Genomic DNA, 17,415 nt, shown 5'->3' on the forward strand with positions numbered 1-17,415 from the left:
AATTACAACGATGTCGGGCACAAGATGGACGCATAACCAACCCTTGGATGCGCGCTCCATGCAAACCACCAACAGCGTCTTGATGATCCGCCCGGCGCGGTTCGCCTTCAACCCGGACACCGCCATCAACAACCGCTTTCAGCGGGCGCCGCGCGACCCTGAACAGGCACAGCATAAAGCGCTGGAAGAGTTCGACGGTTATGTCGAGACCTTGCGTCAATACGGTGTCGACGTGCTGGTGGTGCAAGACACGCCAGCGCCGCATACCCCGGATTCGATCTTCCCGAACAACTGGTGGAGTAGCCATGCCGACGGCAGTCTCGTGCTCTACCCCATGGAAGGCCAGAATCGACGTCTGGAGCGGCAAAAAGGGGTATTGAAAGCACTCGACCAGCATTACGCCATTCGCGAAACCATCGACTTCAGCCCGCTGGAGCAGCAGAACATTTTCCTTGAGGGCACCGGCAGCATGGTGCTTGATCGCGAACATCGAATTAGCTATGCCTGCCATTCTGGACGAACACACGCGGATGCCCTGCGCCAATTTGCCGAGCGCCTGAACTACACGTTGTGCCTGTTCCATGCCGTCGACCGCCATCAATCACCTGTCTATCACAGCAACGTGATGATGAGTGTCGGCCGCCACCTTTCGGTGGTCTGCCTGCAAGCACTGCCCAACCTCAAAGAACGCACAGCGCTGCAAAACTCCCTGCATGACACCGGCAAAGAGATCCTCACGTTGAACTGGGATCAGTTGGAGTCCTTCGCCGGCAACATGCTTGAACTGCACGACAAGAACGGTCAAGCGTTGCTGGTAATGTCCCGCAGTGCCTGGCGATCGCTCGAACCCGCCCAGCAACAGCACATCGAACGACACACCCAGCCAGTGGTGGTGAACATCGACCATATCGAAAGCATTGGTGGCGGCAGCGCTCGCTGCATGCTCGCCGAAATTCATCTGCCTACACTGATAGCCAAAAAAAAAAGCGCCTGATCCTTGCCCTCCTACCACACAGCGGCGTGTAGGCGAGGTCCTCAGGTCATACAGACGCTGGCTGAGGAAGGTCGTACCATAGTGATGGTCACCCGAACAGCGAACGACTTACGCAGTTTCTGTCCAGCCGATTGAAGTGAAAAAAACCAATGGTTACGAAGGATAACGAACCTCCTGGCACAGCCCCTCTGGATCGCATCGATGAAGCCATTCTCGACGTCTTGCGGCATAACGGACGAATCACCTACGAGAAGCTTTCATCGCTGGTTCACCTGACCCCCAGGCCTTGTCTGGAACGGGTACGCAAGCTTGAAAGGCGCGGTGTGATTCGTGGCTATAGCGCCATCATCAATGTCAAAGCCGTTTCGCCGGGCCTGTCACTGCTGGTGCTGGTTGCCCTGTCCAATCAGAGCGGGCGGGCCGCCCAGAAAGCCTTCGAAGCGTGCGTCAAAGCATGCTCGCATGTGTTCGAATGCCAACTCATCAGCGGTCCGTTCGACTACAGCTTGCGCATGCGCTGCAGAGACATGGAGCACTACCGGGTACTCACCGAAACCTGGCTGAACAACGACGAACTGCACATCGACAAACTGGTCGCCCACCCAGAGCTGGCTGACGTGAAGAACACCGCCAGTCACTACGATTAGTCATCGCCAAAGCGCAATGGAGGACACAAGGTCCTCCATTGCAACGCAGCGGCGAGAACACGGTGCAAACGCTACGACTGACCTGTAGAGCCCCTCTCTCCAAACCGTTTCTCCTCGCGCACCCTCCTCTCGCAAACTGTTACCAAACGCCCCAATACCGCGCAAAACTACCTCGTCACAACAGGCCCACGTCCTGACAGAAAAAATCTCATCTTTTTTGGTATCCGCCCAGCCCTTCTATTTCGAGGCTCACAGCGGGTTTAAAGATTTATTGCCGACCCGCAAAGCGAGTTGGTCTTCTGATTGCATATGCTTGTATGTACAAGTAAAGATGTGTGCGTAAGAGAGAGTAGGTAACCACCCCAACCCCGATGCACATGCCTTGCCCCATTTACTTGCTAAACCTGTTTCGCCTGTTTCGAGATGCTCGACACAGGCCGGCTTGCCCACTGCCTGGGCTGGTTTGGATTGATCGCTGAGGAGTTTTTTCGTGACTGAGAATACCCAACACTGGACCCCGGAAACCTGGACCAAGCACCGTGACGTCGAAGTCCGCGCTGCCCGTGGCACCAAACTGACGGCTAAAAGCTGGATGACCGAAGCACCGCTGCGGATGTTGATGAACAACCTCGACCCCGAAGTCGCCGAAAACCCGAAAGAACTGGTGGTTTACGGTGGCATCGGTCGCGCCGCGCGCAACTGGGAGTGCTACGACAAGATCGTCGAAAGCCTGACCAACCTGAATGACGACGAAACCCTGCTGATTCAATCCGGCAAACCGGTCGGCGTGTTCAAGACCCACAGCAACGCCCCACGCGTCCTGATCGCCAACTCCAACCTGGTGCCGCACTGGGCCAGCTGGGAACACTTCAATGAACTGGATGCCAAGGGCCTGGCCATGTACGGCCAGATGACCGCCGGCAGCTGGATCTACATCGGCAGCCAAGGCATCGTTCAAGGCACCTATGAAACCTTCGTCGAAGCCGGTCGCCAGCACTACAACGACAACCTGACAGGTCGCTGGGTACTGACTGCAGGGCTGGGCGGCATGGGTGGCGCTCAACCACTGGCAGCGACGCTGGCTGGTGCCTGCTCGCTGAACATCGAATGCCAGCAGATCAGCATCGATTTTCGCCTCAAAACCCGCTACGTCGACGAGCAGGCTACTGACCTCGACGACGCACTGGCACGCATCGCCAAATACACCGCCGAAGGCAAGGCGATCTCCATCGCCCTGTGCGGTAACGCCGCTGAAATCCTCCCGGAAATGGTCCGTCGCGGTGTGCGTCCCGACATGGTCACTGACCAGACCAGCGCCCACGATCCACTCAACGGCTACCTTCCAATAGGCTGGACCTGGGACGAATACCGCGCTCGCGCCAAGACCGAGCCAGCGGCCGTCGTGAAGGCTGCCAAGCAATCCATGGCCGTTCACGTCAACGCCATGCTGGACTTCCAGAAAATGGGCGTGCCGACCTTCGATTACGGCAACAACATCCGTCAGATGGCTCAAGAAGAAGGCGTAGAAAACGCATTCGACTTCCCAGGTTTCGTACCGGCCTATATCCGTCCGCTGTTCTGCCGTGGCATCGGTCCGTTCCGTTGGGCTGCGCTGTCGGGCGATCCGCAAGACATCTACAAGACTGACGCCAAGGTCAAGGAACTGATCCCGGACGATGCCCACCTGCACAACTGGCTGGAAATGGCCCGTGAGCGCATCGCCTTCCAGGGTCTGCCGGCACGTATCTGCTGGGTCGGGCTGGGCCAGCGCGCCAAGCTTGGTCTGGCGTTCAACGAAATGGTCCGCAGCGGCGAGCTATCGGCACCGATCGTGATTGGCCGTGACCACCTGGACTCCGGCTCGGTCGCCAGCCCGAACCGTGAAACCGAATCCATGCAGGATGGCTCCGATGCCGTGTCTGACTGGCCATTGCTCAATGCCTTGCTCAACACCGCCAGCGGCGCGACCTGGGTGTCCTTGCACCACGGCGGCGGCGTCGGCATGGGCTTCTCTCAGCATTCGGGCATGGTGATTGTTTGCGACGGCACCGATGAAGCAGCCGAACGCATCGCCCGCGTACTGCACAACGACCCGGCCACCGGCGTCATGCGCCACGCGGATGCGGGCTATCAGATCGCTATCGACTGTGCCAAAGAACAGGGCCTGAACCTGCCAATGGTTAACCGCTGATCGCATAAACCTGTGGGGGCAGGCGTGCAACTAAGCGTCCAGCTGCGAAGGCGTCTGGCCTGATACACCGAGCCGCCCCATTCGCAGGCAAGCCGGCTCCTACAGAGTTCTTCGCATTCCCCCATAGAAGGTGGTCGCATGGCTGTTCCAAATGATCGTGTTGCAAACAAATCAATGATCGAAAGGCGTTCGATCGATTACATCCCCGACGGGGAAAGACATGGTCGTCTGTTCAGTCAATTTACGCTGTGGTTGGGTGCCAACCTGCAAATCACTGCGATTGTCACCGGGGCATTGGCCGTGGTGCTGGGCGGTGATGTGTTCTGGTCGTTGATTGGCTTGCTGGTCGGGCAACTGCTGGGCGGCGGGGTTATGGCGTTGCACGCGGCGCAAGGTCCGAAACTGGGCTTGCCACAAATGATCTCCAGCCGCGTGCAGTTCGGCGTGTATGGCGCGGTGATCCCGCTGGTGTTGGTGTGCCTGATGTACATCGGTTTCTCGGCCAGTGGTTCGTTACTGGCGGGACAGGCGCTGGCGCAGTTGCTTCATGTGCAGGACTGGCAAGGCATCGTTATCTTCGCGGGGTTGATCGTGGTAGCGACCATCTTCGGTTACCGGGCCATTCACGCGATTGGCCGCGTGGCGAGCGTGATTGGGGTGATCGCGTTCATCTACCTGTTTGGCGCCTTGCTGGAAGGCAATGATGTTGGCGCGCTGCTGGGCAACAAGCACTTCTCATTGAGCAGCTTTCTGTTGGCGATTTCGCTGTCGGCCTCCTGGCAGATCGCGTTCGGCCCGTACGTGGCGGACTACTCAAGGTACTTGCCGCGCAGCATATCGGCAGTCAAAACGTTCTGGGCAGTCGGCCTGGGTTCGATCATTGGTGCACAAGCATCGATGGTGTTCGGTGTGTTCGCAGCCGCATTGGCGGGTAAGCAATTCGCCCACCACGAGGTGTCGTTCATCGTCAGCCTCGGCGGCACTGGCGTTGTCGCAGCCCTGCTGTATTTTAGCGTGGCATTCGGCAAAGTCACCATCACGACCCTCAACGCCTACGGCAGCTTCATGTCGATCGCAACCATCGTCAGTGGCTTTCGTGGCAACCGGCATATCTCCAGTGGTCTGCGACTGACGTACATCTTCGCCATGGTCGGCGTAGCAACGTTGCTGGCCTTGCTGGGCAAGGACTCGTTCCTCAAGGACTTTTCGGCGTTTATCCTGTTCCTGCTGGCGTTTTTCACGCCATGGAGCGCGATCAACCTGGTGGACTTCTACTGCGTTACCAAAGAGCGCTACGACATCCCGGCGCTGTCGAACCCGGATGGCCGCTATGGTCGCTGGAACTGGATCGGTATCAGCGTCTATGTCTTGGGCGTATTGATTCAAATGCCGTTCATTTCCACCCACTTCTACACCGGCCCCTTGGTCGAGCCCCTGGGCGATACCGATATATCCTGGATCATTGGTCTGGTGGTGCCTGCCGTCGCGTACTACCTGATCGCCAAAAAATGGCACAGCGCAATTCCAGATCGCCTGATTTTGCCGGTAGACAACGACACGACCGAAGGAATGCCATCGGATTTGCGATCCCAGGCCGCACTGAACTGACGGTCGCCAATGCACTCGTTAGTGGGAGAGACCGTGAAAACTGAAGCGCGGCGATCCTCAAGAACAATGAATACCTACAGCCGATGTTCGCGAACTTATTGTGAACACCGCCTTTCCAAGATAGCCGATGCACACGCCCACAAGGCCCAGCCGACAAGCGTTGGCTTCAAGCAGCCGGCATTAATCAACACCCACAAGGGAGTATGAATGTGACTGAGTTAAACCTGACCCCCGGCCAACTGTCCCTGGCGCAATTGCGAGCGATTTACCACCACCCGGTAACCCTTCGCCTGCATGAAAGTGCCTCGCAACAAATTGAAAACAGCGTGGCCTGCGTCGAGCAGATTCTCGCCGAGAACCGTACCGCCTACGGTATCAACACGGGGTTCGGTCTTTTGGCATCGACGCGCATTGCCAGCGAAGACTTGGAAAACCTCCAGCGCTCGCTGGTGCTGTCCCACGCAGCCGGGATCGGTCAGCCGATCAGCGATGAACTGGTGCGCCTGATCATGGTGCTCAAGGTCAACAGCCTGAGCCGTGGTTTTTCGGGTATTCGCCGTCAGGTGATCGACGCCTTGATCGCGCTGATCAATGCCGAGGTTTACCCTCACATTCCGCTCAAAGGCTCGGTCGGCGCGTCCGGTGACCTCGCGCCATTGGCGCACATGTCCCTGGTATTGCTCGGCGAAGGCAAAGCCCGTCACAAAGGCGAATGGCTGCAAGCGACTGACGCCCTGGCCATTGCTGGTCTGAAACCCCTGACCCTGGCGGCCAAGGAAGGCCTGGCGCTGCTCAACGGCACTCAGGTCTCCACTGCGTTTGCCCTGCGCGGCCTGTTCGAAGGCGAAGACCTGTTCGCCGCAGCGCTGTCCTGTGGCTCGCTGACGGTCGAAGCCGTGCTGGGTTCGCGCGCACCGTTCGATGCCCGGATTCATACCGCTCGCGGTCAACGCGGACAAATCGACGCCGCTGCCTGCTACCGCGACCTGTTGGGTGAAAGCAGCCAGATCTCTAACTCCCACATCGACTGCGACAAGGTTCAAGACCCGTACTCGCTGCGCTGCCAGCCACAAGTCATGGGCGCATGCCTGACCCAGCTGCGTCAGGCCGCTGAAGTGCTGGCCGTCGAATCCAATGCCGTTTCCGACAACCCGCTGGTGTTCGCCGCTGAAGGCGAAGTGATCTCGGGCGGTAACTTCCACGCTGAACCGGTCGCCATGGCGGCGGATAACCTGGCCCTCGCCCTGGCGGAAATCGGTGCCCTCAGCGAGCGTCGCATCTCGTTGATGATGGACAAGCACATGTCGCAATTGCCACCGTTCCTGGTGGCCAATGGCGGCGTGAACTCCGGTTTCATGATCGCGCAAGTGACTGCAGCCGCGTTGGCCAGCGAGAACAAGGCGTTGGCCCACCCGCACAGCGTCGACAGCATCCCGACCTCTGCCAACCAGGAAGACCATGTGTCCATGGCTCCTGCTGCCGGCAAGCGTCTGTGGGAAATGGCTGAGAACGTTCGGGGCATTCTCGCCGTAGAATGGCTGGCGGCCTGTCAGGGTCTGGATTTCCGCGATGGCTTGAAAACCTCGCCAAAACTCGAACAAGCCCGCGCCGCTCTGCGCAGCAAAGTGCCGTTCTACGATAAGGACCGCTTCTTCGCACCGGACATCGAAGCCGCCTGCCAATTGCTGGCATCCAACTGCTTGAACACGCTGGTGCCCGCCAATCTGTTGCCAAGCCTGTAAATCACTGCCGAACCTGGACCGGTTCGTTATGGGAGAAGTGCTGCGAACCCGGAGGCCAGGATTCGCAGCACTTCTCGCCATACAACAAAAATAAGGGATGCGATATGAAGCCACACCCAACCGGCCTGAAGCGTGGACTCTCCGCTCGGCACATTCGATTCATGGCCCTTGGCTCAGCTATCGGCACCGGCTTGTTCTACGGTTCCGCGTCGGCGATCCAGATGGCGGGGCCGGCCGTGTTGCTGGCCTATCTGATCGGTGGCGCAGCGGTGTTCATGGTCATGCGTGCCCTTGGCGAAATGGCCGTGCATAACCCTGTGTCTGGCTCGTTCGGCCAATACGCCAGCACGTATCTCGGGCCCATGGCAGGCTTTGTCCTGGGCTGGACCTACGCCTTTGAAATGATCATCGTCTGCCTCGCCGACGTGACCGCATTCGGTATTTATATGGGGTTCTGGTTCCCCGATGTGCCGCGCTGGATCTGGGTGCTGAGCATCGTATTCCTGATCGGCGCGCTCAATCTGTGCAGCGTCAAAGTCTTCGGTGAAACAGAGTTCTGGCTGTCCCTGCTCAAGGTCAGCGCCATCGTCGCAATGATCCTCGGCGGCCTGGGCATCATGCTGTTTGGCATCAGCTCGTCCGGCGCTTCTACTCCTGAAACGGTCGCAGGCATCAGTAATCTCTGGGCCCATGGCGGCTTCATGCCCAACGGGATCGGCGGCCTGATCGCTTCGTTCGCGGTGGTGATGTTCGCCTTCGGCGGCATCGAAATCATCGGCATCACGGCCGGTGAAGCCAAAGACCCACAGCACGTGATCCCCCGTGCGATCAATGCCGTGCCATTGCGCATTCTGTTGTTCTACGTGCTGACGTTGTTCGTGCTGATGTCGATCTACCCTTGGCCACAGATCGGCACCCAAGGCAGTCCATTCGTGCAGATTTTCGACAAACTGGGCATTTCCTCGGCCGCGACCATTCTCAATATCGTGGTGATTTCAGCGGCGGTATCGGCGATCAACAGCGACATTTTCGGTGCCGGACGCATGATGTATGGCCTCGCCGAGCAAGGCCAGGCGCCGAAAAGCTTTGCCCGACTGTCGCGCCAGGGTGTGCCATGGATGAGCGTGCTGATCATGGGTGCATCCCTGCTTGGCGGCGTGGTTCTCAACTATGTGATCCCGGAAAACGTGTTCCTCGTGATAGCGTCCATCGCGACGTTCGCCACGGTCTGGGTCTGGCTGATGATCCTGTTTACGCAGGTCGCCATGCGTCGTTCAATGGACAGCACAGAGGTCGCGCAACTGAAATTCCCGGTGCCGTTCTGGCCCTATGCCCCGGCGGCGGCGATCGTGTTCATGCTGTTCATATTTGGCGTGCTGGGTTATTTCCCGGACAGCCGGGCGGCACTGATCGTCGGTGCGATATGGATCGTGCTGCTGGTGATTGCCTACCGGATCTGGGTCAAACCGGGCACACCAAAGGCGCGATTGGTGTCTGAACCTTCTCTTTTCTCACCTCACTGACCTCGGAGGCCGCAGATGAAAACGCTCTGGCAACACTGTCACGTTGCGACCATGGCGCAAGGTAAGTACTCGATCATCGAGGATGCCGCGATCGTGACGTCAGGCGAGCACATCGAGTGGATCGGCCCGCAGGCTGAACAACCCGCGTACGACCATACCAACGTCGTCGACCTGGGCGGTGCCTGGGTCACGCCAGGCCTGATCGACTGTCACACGCACACGGTTTTTGGCGGTAACCGCAGCGGCGAATTCGAGCAGCGCTTGCAAGGCGTGAGCTACGCAGAGATCGCGGCGGCCGGTGGCGGCATCGCCAGTACCGTACGCGCCACCCGCGCCGCCAGCGAAGATCAACTCTTCGCCAGTGCAGAGCAGCGTCTCAAGCGCTTGCTCCGCGACGGTGTGACCACGGTGGAAATCAAATCCGGCTACGGCCTGGACCTGGCCAGTGAGCGCAAAATTCTGCGAGTGATCCGTCGGCTGGGTGCAGTGCTCCCGGTCACGGTACGCAGTACGTGCCTGGCCGCCCACGCCTTGCCGCCGGAATACGCCAACCGCGCCGACGACTACATCGACCATATCTGCCACGAGATGCTCCCGGCACTGGCGGCGGAAGGTCTGGTGGACGCGGTGGATGCGTTCTGCGAATACCTGGCGTTCTCGCCCGCGCAGGTTGAGCAGGTGTTTATCACTGCGGCTCAATTGGGCCTGCCGGTGAAACTGCACGCCGAGCAGCTGTCATCCCTGGGCGGCTCCAGCCTCGCGGCGCGCTATCACGCGTTGTCGGCGGATCATCTGGAGTTCATGACCGAAGACGATGCCATCGCCATGGCCGCGTCTGGCACCGTCGCAGTGCTGCTGCCGGGAGCCTTCTACTTTCTTCGGGAAACCCGATTGCCACCCATGGACGCGCTGCGTAAATACGGGGTCAACATCGCGATAGCCACCGACCTGAACCCCGGCACTTCGCCGGCCCTGTCGTTGCGCTTGATGCTGAACATGGCGTGTACGCTGTTCCGCATGACCCCGGAAGAGGCCCTGGCGGGCGTCACCCTCAACGCCGCCAAAGCGCTGGGGCTGGGCGATACCCATGGTTCGCTGGAAGTGGGCAAAATCGCCGACTTCGTGGCGTGGAAGATTGAACGGCCAGCGGACCTGGCTTACTGGCTGGGCGGCGATCTGGACAAGCGGATCGTGCGTCACGGCGCCGAATCACTGGTGTGATACTCAGGAGGTAGGTGTGAATAAGGTTCTGGATTTCAAACGTGGCCGGCTGCCCTTGCTGGTCAGCATGCCCCATGCTGGATTGCGCCTGACCCCGGCGGTCGAAGCGGGCCTGGTGGACGCAGCGCAAAGCCTGCCAGACACCGACTGGCACATCCCGCAGCTGTATGATTTCGCCAGCGAACTCGGCGCCAGCACCCTGGCGGCCGAGTATTCGCGTTTCGTCATTGACCTCAATCGCCCGGCCGATGACAAGCCGTTGTATGTCGGCGCGACCACTGGGCTGTTCCCGGCGACGCTGTTTGACGGCTCGCCGCTGTTCCGCGAAGGCCTGGCACCCAGCGCGGAAGAGCGCGCCCGCTACCTGGCGCTGATTTGGACCCCGTATCACCAAAGGTTGCAGCACGAACTGGCGCGGCTGCGTGACGAATTCGGCTATGCGCTGCTGTTCGATGCGCATTCCATTCGGGGCGAGATTGCGCACCTGTTCGAAGGCCGCCTGCCGGACTTCAACCTCGGTACGTTCAACGGCGCCAGCTGCGACACAACACTGGCCCGCGAGCTGGAAGCGACCTGCGCATCAGCCACCGATTACACCCATGTCCTCAACGGACGCTTCAAGGGCGGCCACATCACCCGCCATTACGGTGACCCTGCCAACAACATCCATGCCGTGCAGCTGGAACTGGTGCAAAACACCTACATGGAAGAGTTCGAACCCTTCAAGTACCGCCCAGACCTGGCCGAGCCCACACAAGAGGTGCTGCAAAACCTGCTGCAAACGCTGATCGACTGGGGACAGAAGCGCTATCCAGGCTGACATCGCGAAAGCATCATGTCAGACGACCGCTATTTCCTGAGCAACCGCAACCCGTTGAACACCACCAGCAGGCTGACGCCCATGTCGGCAAACACGGCCATCCACATGGTTGCCATGCCGGCGAAGGTGACGATCAGGAACACCGCCTTGATCACCAAAGCGAGGACAATATTCTGCTTGAGAATCGCCGACGTCTGACGTGACAGGCGAATAAAGGCCGGAATCTTGCGCAGATCATCGTCCATCAAGGCGACATCGGCGGTTTCGATTGCAGTGTCAGTCCCCGCCGCCGCCATCGCGAAACCAATCTCGGCGCGAGCCAGGGCTGGCGCATCGTTGATGCCGTCTCCGACCATGCCCACGCGATGACCCCGCGCATAAAGCGCTTCGATGGCCTGCAGTTTGTCTGCTGGCAACAGGTTGCCCTGCGCCTGATCGATACCGACCACATCAGCAATCGCCTTCGCGGTATGCGGATTGTCGCCGGTCAGCATCATGGTTTTGATGCCCAGCGCGTGCAATTCGCGAATCGCCTCACGGCTGCTTTCCTTGACCGTATCGGCAACCGCGAACAGTGCTATCGGGCCGAGGGAATCACACAGCAGCACCACGGATTTCCCCTGGCGCTCCATTGCGTCGAGCTTTAGCTCCAACTCCGGCGAACACAGGCCAAGTTCTTCTACCAACCGGTGATTGCCCAAGTGATAAAGCTGACCACCCACCTCACCGCGCACACCACGACCGGCCAGGGCTTCGAACGCCTGGACCTCATGCAGGGTCAATGACTGCTCAGCCGAGGCTTTGGCAATGGCCTGCGACACAGGGTGATCGGAGCGGCTGGCCAGACTGGCAGCGATGCTCCGCGTGATGTCGCTGATCCCCGGGGCATCGGGGCCTAACGCCAGGTAATCAGTCTGCACGGGCTTGCCGTGGGTAATGGTCCCGGTTTTATCCAGCGCGAGGTAATCGAGCTTGTGCCCGTTTTCCAGGTACACCCCGCCCTTGACCAGAATGCCCTTGCGCGCGGCTGCCGCCAGCCCGCTGACGATGGTCACCGGGGTGGAAATCACCAGCGCACAGGGGCAAGCTACCACCAGCAGCACCAGCGCACGGTAGATCCAGTCGAACCAGACAGCGCCCATCAATAGCGGAGGGATCAGCGCCACAGCCAAGGCCAGCAGGAAGACCGCCGGGGTGTAGATTCTAGAGAAGCTGTCGACAAACCGTTGAGTCGGCGCACGCGCACTTTGAGCCGCTTCGACTGCATGAATGATCCGCGCCAGCGTTGAGTCATTCGCCGCTGCAGTCACCCGATATTCCAGCGAGCCCGCCTGATTGATGGTGCCCGCGAAGACTTTGTCCCCAGCGGCTTTTTCTACCGGCAGGCTTTCTCCGGTGATCGGTGCCTGGTCGATGGTCGAGTTGCCCGAGACCACTTCACCGTCCAGCCCGATTCGCTCGCCCGGCCGCACGCGCAACAGCGCACCCAACTCGACGGTTTTCACCTCTTGCTTGAGCCATGTACCGTCGGCCTGCTGCACGGTGGCCGACTCGGGGGTCAGCTGCATTAAGCCACCGATAGCGTTACGCGCCCGATCCAGAGACTTGGCTTCGATCAACTCAGCCACGGTAAACAGGAACATCACCATGGCCGCTTCTGGCCATTGACCAATCAACAACGCACCGGTCACGGCGATGCTCATCAACGCATTAATGTTCAGGTTGAAGTTTTTCAGGGCAATCCAGCCCCTTTTGTAGGTGCTCAGGCCACCACTCACAATCGCGACCAACGCCACCAGCGCTACCACCCAGTTGGGTGCCAACTGGGCAAAATGGATCACTTCAGACGCCAACGCGGCCACGCCCGACAACGCCAGCGGCCACCACGGTTTTTTCACCGGCGCAGGAGCAGTCGCATCGGCACTGGCACCCTTCTCAACGGGCTCGGCGTGCATGCCCAGCGAGCTGATCGCTTCGCAGATTGGATCGGTAGACGGCAACTCGTGCCAGACGCCCAGCAGGCGATTGATCAAATTGAACTCGAGCTTGTGCACCCCCGCCAGCTTGCCCAGCTTGTTCTGGATCAGCGTCTGCTCGGTCGGACAATCCATTTGCTCGATACGAAAGCTGCTGAACTGCGCCGAGGACGAAGCGGATTCGTTGAACTGGACGACCGCAGGTGTGGCGGCTGACGAACAGCAGGTGTGCGCATGATCAGCCGCCGCATGGGGCTTGGCGTGGTGATGTTCAGAATGGTCGTGTTCGGAATGCGGATGTTCAGAGCGGCTCATCATCGAGTCCTTGAAGGTGCTTGTTGCCAAGTGAACACCCTGTAGCCACTATAGGGTCAAGCGCGTAAACGAGATTAATCCCCATGAAGATTGGCGAGCTGGCAAAACTGACGGATTGCCAGGTAGAAACCATCCGCTATTACGAACGCGAAGGCCTGCTGCCGCCGCCCGCACGCAGCGATGGCAACTATCGGCTCTACACCCAGGCGCATGTCGAACGGCTGACGTTCATCCGCAACTGTCGCAGCCTGGACATGACCCTCGAAGAAATTCGCAGCCTGCTAAGCCTGCGCGACAGCCCGCAAGACCAGTGCGAGAACGTCAATGCGCTGATCGACGAGCACATCCAGCATGTCAACGCCCGGGTGGCGAGCCTGCAAGCGTTGCAGGCACAGCTACTGGAGCTGCGTCAGCGCTGCATCGATGGCACCCTGGAGCATTGCGGGATATTGCAGCAGCTGGAAGCCAGCGGAGGGGTTGTGGCGGCAGAGAGTGAACACTCTCATGTGGGAAGAAGCCACGGGCATTGATCGCGTTGCATCAAGACACACCGCGTCGAGACATTTGCCAATGCATTCGCTCCCACAAAGATCTCGAAAGTCCTGTGAGAGCGATCAGCCACAACGCATCACACCGCCATCGGTGCCGTCATCGCCGGATGGTGCTCGTACCCTTCCAGCGTAAAATCGCCTGGTTCGATCAGCTCCAGCCACTCAGGCTGATACACACCGGTCTGGGCGAACGCGGGCACACGCTCGGAGATCACCAATTGCGGTGCCGGGAATGGCTCGCGCTTGAGCTGTTCGTTGAGCATGTCCAGGTGGTTTTCATAGACGTGGGCATCACCGATGAAATAGGTGAACCAGCGCGGCGTGTAACCGGTCAGGCGACCAATCAACGACAGCAACGCCGCGCCTTCGGTCAGGTTGAACGGCGTGCCCAGTCCGAGATCGTTGGAGCGTATGTACAGCGTCAGGGAGATCTCGCGAGTCTCCTGGTTCGGGTGGAACTGGTAGAGCAGGTGGCACGGCGGCAACGCCATTTCATCGAGCTGAGCGCAGTTCCAGCCGTGGAACAGAATCCGGCGGCTGCCAGGGTCTTTCATAATGGTGTCAACGCACTGGCGAATCTGGTCGATGGCCTTATACAGCACGACGTAGGCCTGGCCGTCTTCTTCGGACTGAGCGATCTGCTGATAACCCTGACTGATTGCCAGTTCGATGGCCGCAGGATTGCTGCTCTCAATCCTTTTGTAGGCTGGCCATTTACGCCATTGCACACCGTAGATTTCGCCCAGATCGTCTTCGCCCTTGCGGAACGGATTGTCCAGCCACTGCGCGTTTTCGTTGGCGTTCTGGTCCCAGACTTTACAGCCCAGCGCACGGAATTCGGCGGCGTTGTTCACACCACGCAGGAAGCCGACCATTTCGCCGATGGCCGATTTGAAGGCCATGCGCCGGGTGGTGATCGCCGGGAAACCTTCCTTCAGGTCGTAACGCAACATCGCGCCGGGGAAGCTGATGGTTTTCACCCCGGTACGGTTGGCCTGCAAGGTCCCGTTCTTGATCACATGGGCGACTAAATCCAGATATTGCTTCATAAATTACCTGTATCGGTGAACTCGCCGGGCAGTATCCCCGGCGTTTCAGTGTTAAACCGCAGCGTTGTTGGCCGAGGGAGCGCGGCGATAAGCCAACCAGATCAACAACAGACCACCGATGATCATCGGCAGGCTAAGGATCTGACCCATGGTGACCCAGCCCCAGGCCAGATAGCCCAGTTGCACATCCGGCACGCGAACGAACTCGACGACAAAACGGAAAATCCCGTAAAACAGGGCGAACATCCCCGAAACGGCCATCGTTGGGCGCGGTTTACGCGAGAACAGCCAGAGAATCAGGAACAGCGCCACGCCTTCCAGTGCGAACTGATACAGCTGCGACGGGTGACGCGCCAACTGTGCGGGATCGCTGAACGGCGGGAAGACCATCGCCCACGGCACATCGCTCGGCTTGCCCCACAACTCGGCGTTGATGAAGTTACCAATGCGCCCGGCCCCCAAACCAATCGGCACCATCGGCGCGACAAAATCCATCAACTCGAAGAACGACTTGCCGTTGCGTTTGCCGAACCACCAGGCCGCCAGCATCACGCCGATAAACCCGCCGTGGAACGCCATGCCGCCTTTCCAGACTTCGAAAATCAACAGTGGATTGGCGATATACGCGCTCAAATCGTAGAACAGTACGTAACCCAGTCGACCGCCGACGATCACGCCCATGGCGAGCCAAAAGATCAGATCGGAAAGCTTTTCCTTGGTCCAGGTCGGGTCGAAACGGTTCAGACGGCGTGAAGCGAGTAACCACGCACCGCCAATACCAACCAGGTACATCAAGCCGTACCAATGGATTTTCAGCGGGCCAATGGCCAATGCAACCGGATCAATCTGCGGGTAAGGCAGCATTGCGACTCCTCAAATAAAACGCTCTAGTCACTAGAGCTACTGAACCAGAAAGCTTATACCCACGCACAGCAGCAGCGCGGCGAACATTCGTTTCAACAAGCGTGGCGACAGTGTATGCGCCAGTCGGGCGCCGAAGCGCGCAAAAATCATACTGGTCAAGGCGATACCCAGCAGCGCCGGCAAGTAGATGAACCCCAGGCTGTGCGCAGGCAACCGCGGGTCATGCCAGCCCAGGATCATGAAGCTCAAGGCGCTGGCCACCGCAATCGGGAAGCCACAGGCCGACGAGGTTGCGACTGCCTGCCGCATCGGCACGCTGCGCCAGACCAGAAACGGCACGGTCAGCGAGCCGCCACCGATGCCAAAGATGGCCGAGGCCCAGCCGAGAACAGTGCCCGCGAGTGTCAGACCCACCTTGCCCGGCACGCCGCGACTGGCCTTGGGCTTGAACTCGGCAAATAACTGCAAGGCCACCAACACGGCGAACACGCCAATGATCTTTTGCAGGTGCGGGCCGGCGATGGCTTTTGCCGTCAGCGCGCCAAACCCGGCCCCCACGAGGATACCCACGGTCATCCAGATAAAAATTGCCCAGCGCACCGCGCCGAGACGGTGATGCTCGCGCACCGCGTTGATCGAGGTAAAAATGATGGTTGCCAGCGATGTGCCAACTGCCAGGTGGGTCAATATCGACGGATCGAAGCCTTGCAGGGTGAAACTGTAGACCAACACCGGAACGATGATGATCCCGCCACCCACACCAAACAGCCCCGCCAGCACGCCGGCGCCGGCGCCCAATAGCAAATAGAGCAGGAATTCCATGGGTGTCCCTCAAATCAGTCAGGCATGGTAACGGAAGCACGGCACTCAGCTCTAGCGGTGAGCGATGTGATGTACGCTTGATCCGTAAGGTAGAGTGAAGAAAAAAGGAGTCCCGCATGTGCCTGATTGTCTTCGCCTGGCGCCCTGCTCATCGCCAGCCATTGGTCGTCGCCGCCAATCGCGATGAGTTTTATGCGCGCCCGACCGTGCCGCTGGCCCAGTGGCCAGAGGCACCCGACGTATATGCCGGACGTGACCTTGAGGCGGGTGGAACCTGGCTGGGTATCGGCGCTGATGGGCGCTTTGCCGCCTTGACCAATATCCGCAACCCGAATCAGCCGCTGGGGCGTCGCTCTCGAGGCGAGCTGGTGGCGCAATTTCTGTGTGGCGAGCAATCGATGGAGGACTATCTGGCCGAAGTGGTGGGCCGCTCCGATGAGTACGCGGGCTTCAATCTGTTGCTCGGGAATGCCGAAGCGCTGTATTACCTGAGCGCCGTGAATCCGCACCCGCAACGCCTGGAGGAAGGCGTCTATGGCGTGTCGAACGCAAGCCTGGATACGCCGTGGCCGAAACTGCTGAAGGCCAAGGCCGCCCTGGTCGCGCAGCTGGACGACCCGCAGCCGTCGGGGCTTCTGACCTTGCTGCGAGATCCGGCGACAGCGCCGTTCGCTGAATTGCCCGATACCGGCGTGGGCCTGGCCACCGAGAGCTTACTGTCGAGCGTATTCATCGCCAGCCCCAGCTACGGCACCCGCGCCAGCAGCGCGCTGATCGTCAACGCCGACGGCAGCCGCCACTTCGTCGAGCACAGTTTCGGGCCCTATGGCGGGCACTTGGGTGAGGTTGAGTTGCGGGTTTAGGGCGTTGGCGTCACTCCCTTGCAGGCGCTGCCGAAGGCTGCGAATCGGGCCGGGGTCCGACCGAAGACCCCGGCCTTTCGCAGACAAGTCTGCTCCTACGGCATAGCGGCCAGAAGCTGAGACCGTGTGGGCACAATGCTTTTGATAGGTAGGAGCTGACTTGTCTGCGAATAAGCCCGGCACGGGCTTCCGGCAGGTTTGGGTTTGACCCTAAACTGGCGGACGGTAT

Annotated in this window: 14 protein-coding genes; 10 read left to right on the forward strand and 4 right to left on the reverse strand. The window is 59.6% G+C overall.

The window, feature by feature from the left end:
- Positions 1-58: 58 nt before the first annotated feature.
- From ctlX to hutG, 8 genes are all read left to right on the forward strand, one after another.
- Positions 59-994, forward strand: coding sequence for a citrulline utilization hydrolase CtlX (gene ctlX, locus ACVBEG_RS22745; RefSeq protein WP_447108326.1), 936 nt, complete (start codon positions 59-61; stop codon positions 992-994).
- A 149-nt stretch (positions 995-1,143) separates the two neighbouring features.
- On the forward strand, positions 1,144-1,641 hold the full coding sequence (locus tag ACVBEG_RS22750; protein ID WP_323566193.1) for an Lrp/AsnC family transcriptional regulator: 498 nt from the start codon (positions 1,144-1,146) through the stop codon (positions 1,639-1,641).
- Positions 1,642-2,131: 490 nt separating this feature from the next.
- The gene (gene hutU / locus ACVBEG_RS22755; protein WP_322177416.1) at positions 2,132-3,832 is read left to right on the forward strand and encodes a urocanate hydratase; all 1,701 of its coding nucleotides are present in this window, start codon (positions 2,132-2,134) and stop codon (positions 3,830-3,832) included.
- 138 nt (positions 3,833-3,970) lie between these two features.
- Positions 3,971-5,440: a purine-cytosine permease family protein gene (locus ACVBEG_RS22760; RefSeq protein WP_322177415.1), complete on the forward strand. Its 1,470-nt coding sequence runs from the start codon at positions 3,971-3,973 to the stop codon at positions 5,438-5,440.
- 203 nt (positions 5,441-5,643) lie between these two features.
- Positions 5,644-7,182, forward strand: coding sequence for a histidine ammonia-lyase (hutH, locus tag ACVBEG_RS22765; RefSeq protein WP_322277888.1), 1,539 nt, complete (start codon positions 5,644-5,646; stop codon positions 7,180-7,182).
- Positions 7,183-7,286: 104 nt separating this feature from the next.
- Positions 7,287-8,705, forward strand: a complete 1,419-nt coding sequence (locus ACVBEG_RS22770) for an amino acid permease (protein ID WP_447108327.1) — start codon at positions 7,287-7,289, stop codon at positions 8,703-8,705.
- A gap of 15 nt (positions 8,706-8,720) precedes the next feature.
- Positions 8,721-9,926, forward strand: a complete 1,206-nt coding sequence (gene hutI / locus ACVBEG_RS22775; RefSeq protein WP_322277886.1) for an imidazolonepropionase — start codon at positions 8,721-8,723, stop codon at positions 9,924-9,926.
- Between the two features lie 16 nt (positions 9,927-9,942).
- Positions 9,943-10,746 carry an N-formylglutamate deformylase gene (gene hutG / locus ACVBEG_RS22780; RefSeq protein ID WP_323566190.1) on the forward strand — a complete coding sequence of 268 codons (804 nt, stop codon included), beginning with the start codon at positions 9,943-9,945 and terminating at the stop codon, positions 10,744-10,746.
- 29 nt (positions 10,747-10,775) lie between these two features.
- Here hutG and ACVBEG_RS22785 read toward each other — a convergent pair whose 3' ends face one another.
- The gene (locus tag ACVBEG_RS22785) at positions 10,776-13,037 is read right to left on the reverse strand and encodes a heavy metal translocating P-type ATPase (protein ID WP_447108328.1); all 2,262 of its coding nucleotides are present in this window, start codon (positions 13,035-13,037) and stop codon (positions 10,776-10,778) included.
- Between the two features lie 83 nt (positions 13,038-13,120).
- Here ACVBEG_RS22785 and cadR point away from each other — a divergent pair, with 83 nt between their 5' ends.
- A complete protein-coding gene (gene cadR / locus ACVBEG_RS22790; protein ID WP_322177409.1) occupies positions 13,121-13,567 on the forward strand; it encodes a Cd(II)/Pb(II)-responsive transcriptional regulator in 447 nt (148 codons plus the stop codon).
- A 98-nt stretch (positions 13,568-13,665) separates the two neighbouring features.
- On the opposite strand, the gene ACVBEG_RS22795 is transcribed toward cadR, so the two are convergent.
- From ACVBEG_RS22795 to ACVBEG_RS22805, 3 genes are read right to left on the reverse strand one after another with little or no spacing between them, the layout of a single operon-like run.
- Positions 13,666-14,637 (reverse strand): thymidylate synthase, encoded by a 972-nt coding sequence (locus ACVBEG_RS22795; RefSeq protein ID WP_323566188.1) that lies wholly within the window; start codon positions 14,635-14,637, stop codon positions 13,666-13,668.
- Positions 14,638-14,688: 51 nt separating this feature from the next.
- Positions 14,689-15,501, reverse strand: coding sequence for a prolipoprotein diacylglyceryl transferase (gene lgt / locus ACVBEG_RS22800; protein ID WP_323566187.1), 813 nt, complete (start codon positions 15,499-15,501; stop codon positions 14,689-14,691).
- A gap of 36 nt (positions 15,502-15,537) precedes the next feature.
- Positions 15,538-16,323 carry a sulfite exporter TauE/SafE family protein gene (locus ACVBEG_RS22805; RefSeq protein WP_322177406.1) on the reverse strand — a complete coding sequence of 262 codons (786 nt, stop codon included), beginning with the start codon at positions 16,321-16,323 and terminating at the stop codon, positions 15,538-15,540.
- A 116-nt stretch (positions 16,324-16,439) separates the two neighbouring features.
- Here ACVBEG_RS22805 and ACVBEG_RS22810 point away from each other — a divergent pair, with 116 nt between their 5' ends.
- On the forward strand, positions 16,440-17,186 hold the full coding sequence (locus tag ACVBEG_RS22810; protein ID WP_322177405.1) for an NRDE family protein: 747 nt from the start codon (positions 16,440-16,442) through the stop codon (positions 17,184-17,186).
- Positions 17,187-17,415 lie beyond the last annotated feature (229 nt).

The sequence above is a fragment of the Pseudomonas sp. GG8 genome, from assembly GCF_052976945.1.

Excerpts from the sequence above, each read along its gene's own strand:
- ctlX (WP_447108326.1), top strand. The coding sequence starts at position 59 with ATGCAAACCACCAACAGCGTCTTGATGATCCGCCCGGCGCGGTTCGCC.
- ACVBEG_RS22750 (WP_323566193.1), top strand. The coding sequence starts at position 1,144 with ATGGTTACGAAGGATAACGAACCTCCTGGCACAGCCCCTCTGGATCGC.
- ACVBEG_RS22760 (WP_322177415.1), top strand. The coding sequence starts at position 3,971 with ATGGCTGTTCCAAATGATCGTGTTGCAAACAAATCAATGATCGAAAGG.
- hutH (WP_322277888.1), top strand. The coding sequence starts at position 5,644 with ATGAATGTGACTGAGTTAAACCTGACCCCCGGCCAACTGTCCCTGGCG.
- ACVBEG_RS22770 (WP_447108327.1), top strand. The coding sequence starts at position 7,287 with ATGAAGCCACACCCAACCGGCCTGAAGCGTGGACTCTCCGCTCGGCAC.
- hutI (WP_322277886.1), top strand. The coding sequence starts at position 8,721 with ATGAAAACGCTCTGGCAACACTGTCACGTTGCGACCATGGCGCAAGGT.
- ACVBEG_RS22785 (WP_447108328.1), bottom strand. The coding sequence starts at position 13,037 with ATGAGCCGCTCTGAACATCCGCATTCCGAACACGACCATTCTGAACAT.
- cadR (WP_322177409.1), top strand. The coding sequence starts at position 13,121 with ATGAAGATTGGCGAGCTGGCAAAACTGACGGATTGCCAGGTAGAAACC.
- ACVBEG_RS22795 (WP_323566188.1), bottom strand. The coding sequence starts at position 14,637 with ATGAAGCAATATCTGGATTTAGTCGCCCATGTGATCAAGAACGGGACC.
- lgt (WP_323566187.1), bottom strand. The coding sequence starts at position 15,501 with ATGCTGCCTTACCCGCAGATTGATCCGGTTGCATTGGCCATTGGCCCG.
- ACVBEG_RS22805 (WP_322177406.1), bottom strand. The coding sequence starts at position 16,323 with ATGGAATTCCTGCTCTATTTGCTATTGGGCGCCGGCGCCGGCGTGCTG.
- ACVBEG_RS22810 (WP_322177405.1), top strand. The coding sequence starts at position 16,440 with ATGTGCCTGATTGTCTTCGCCTGGCGCCCTGCTCATCGCCAGCCATTG.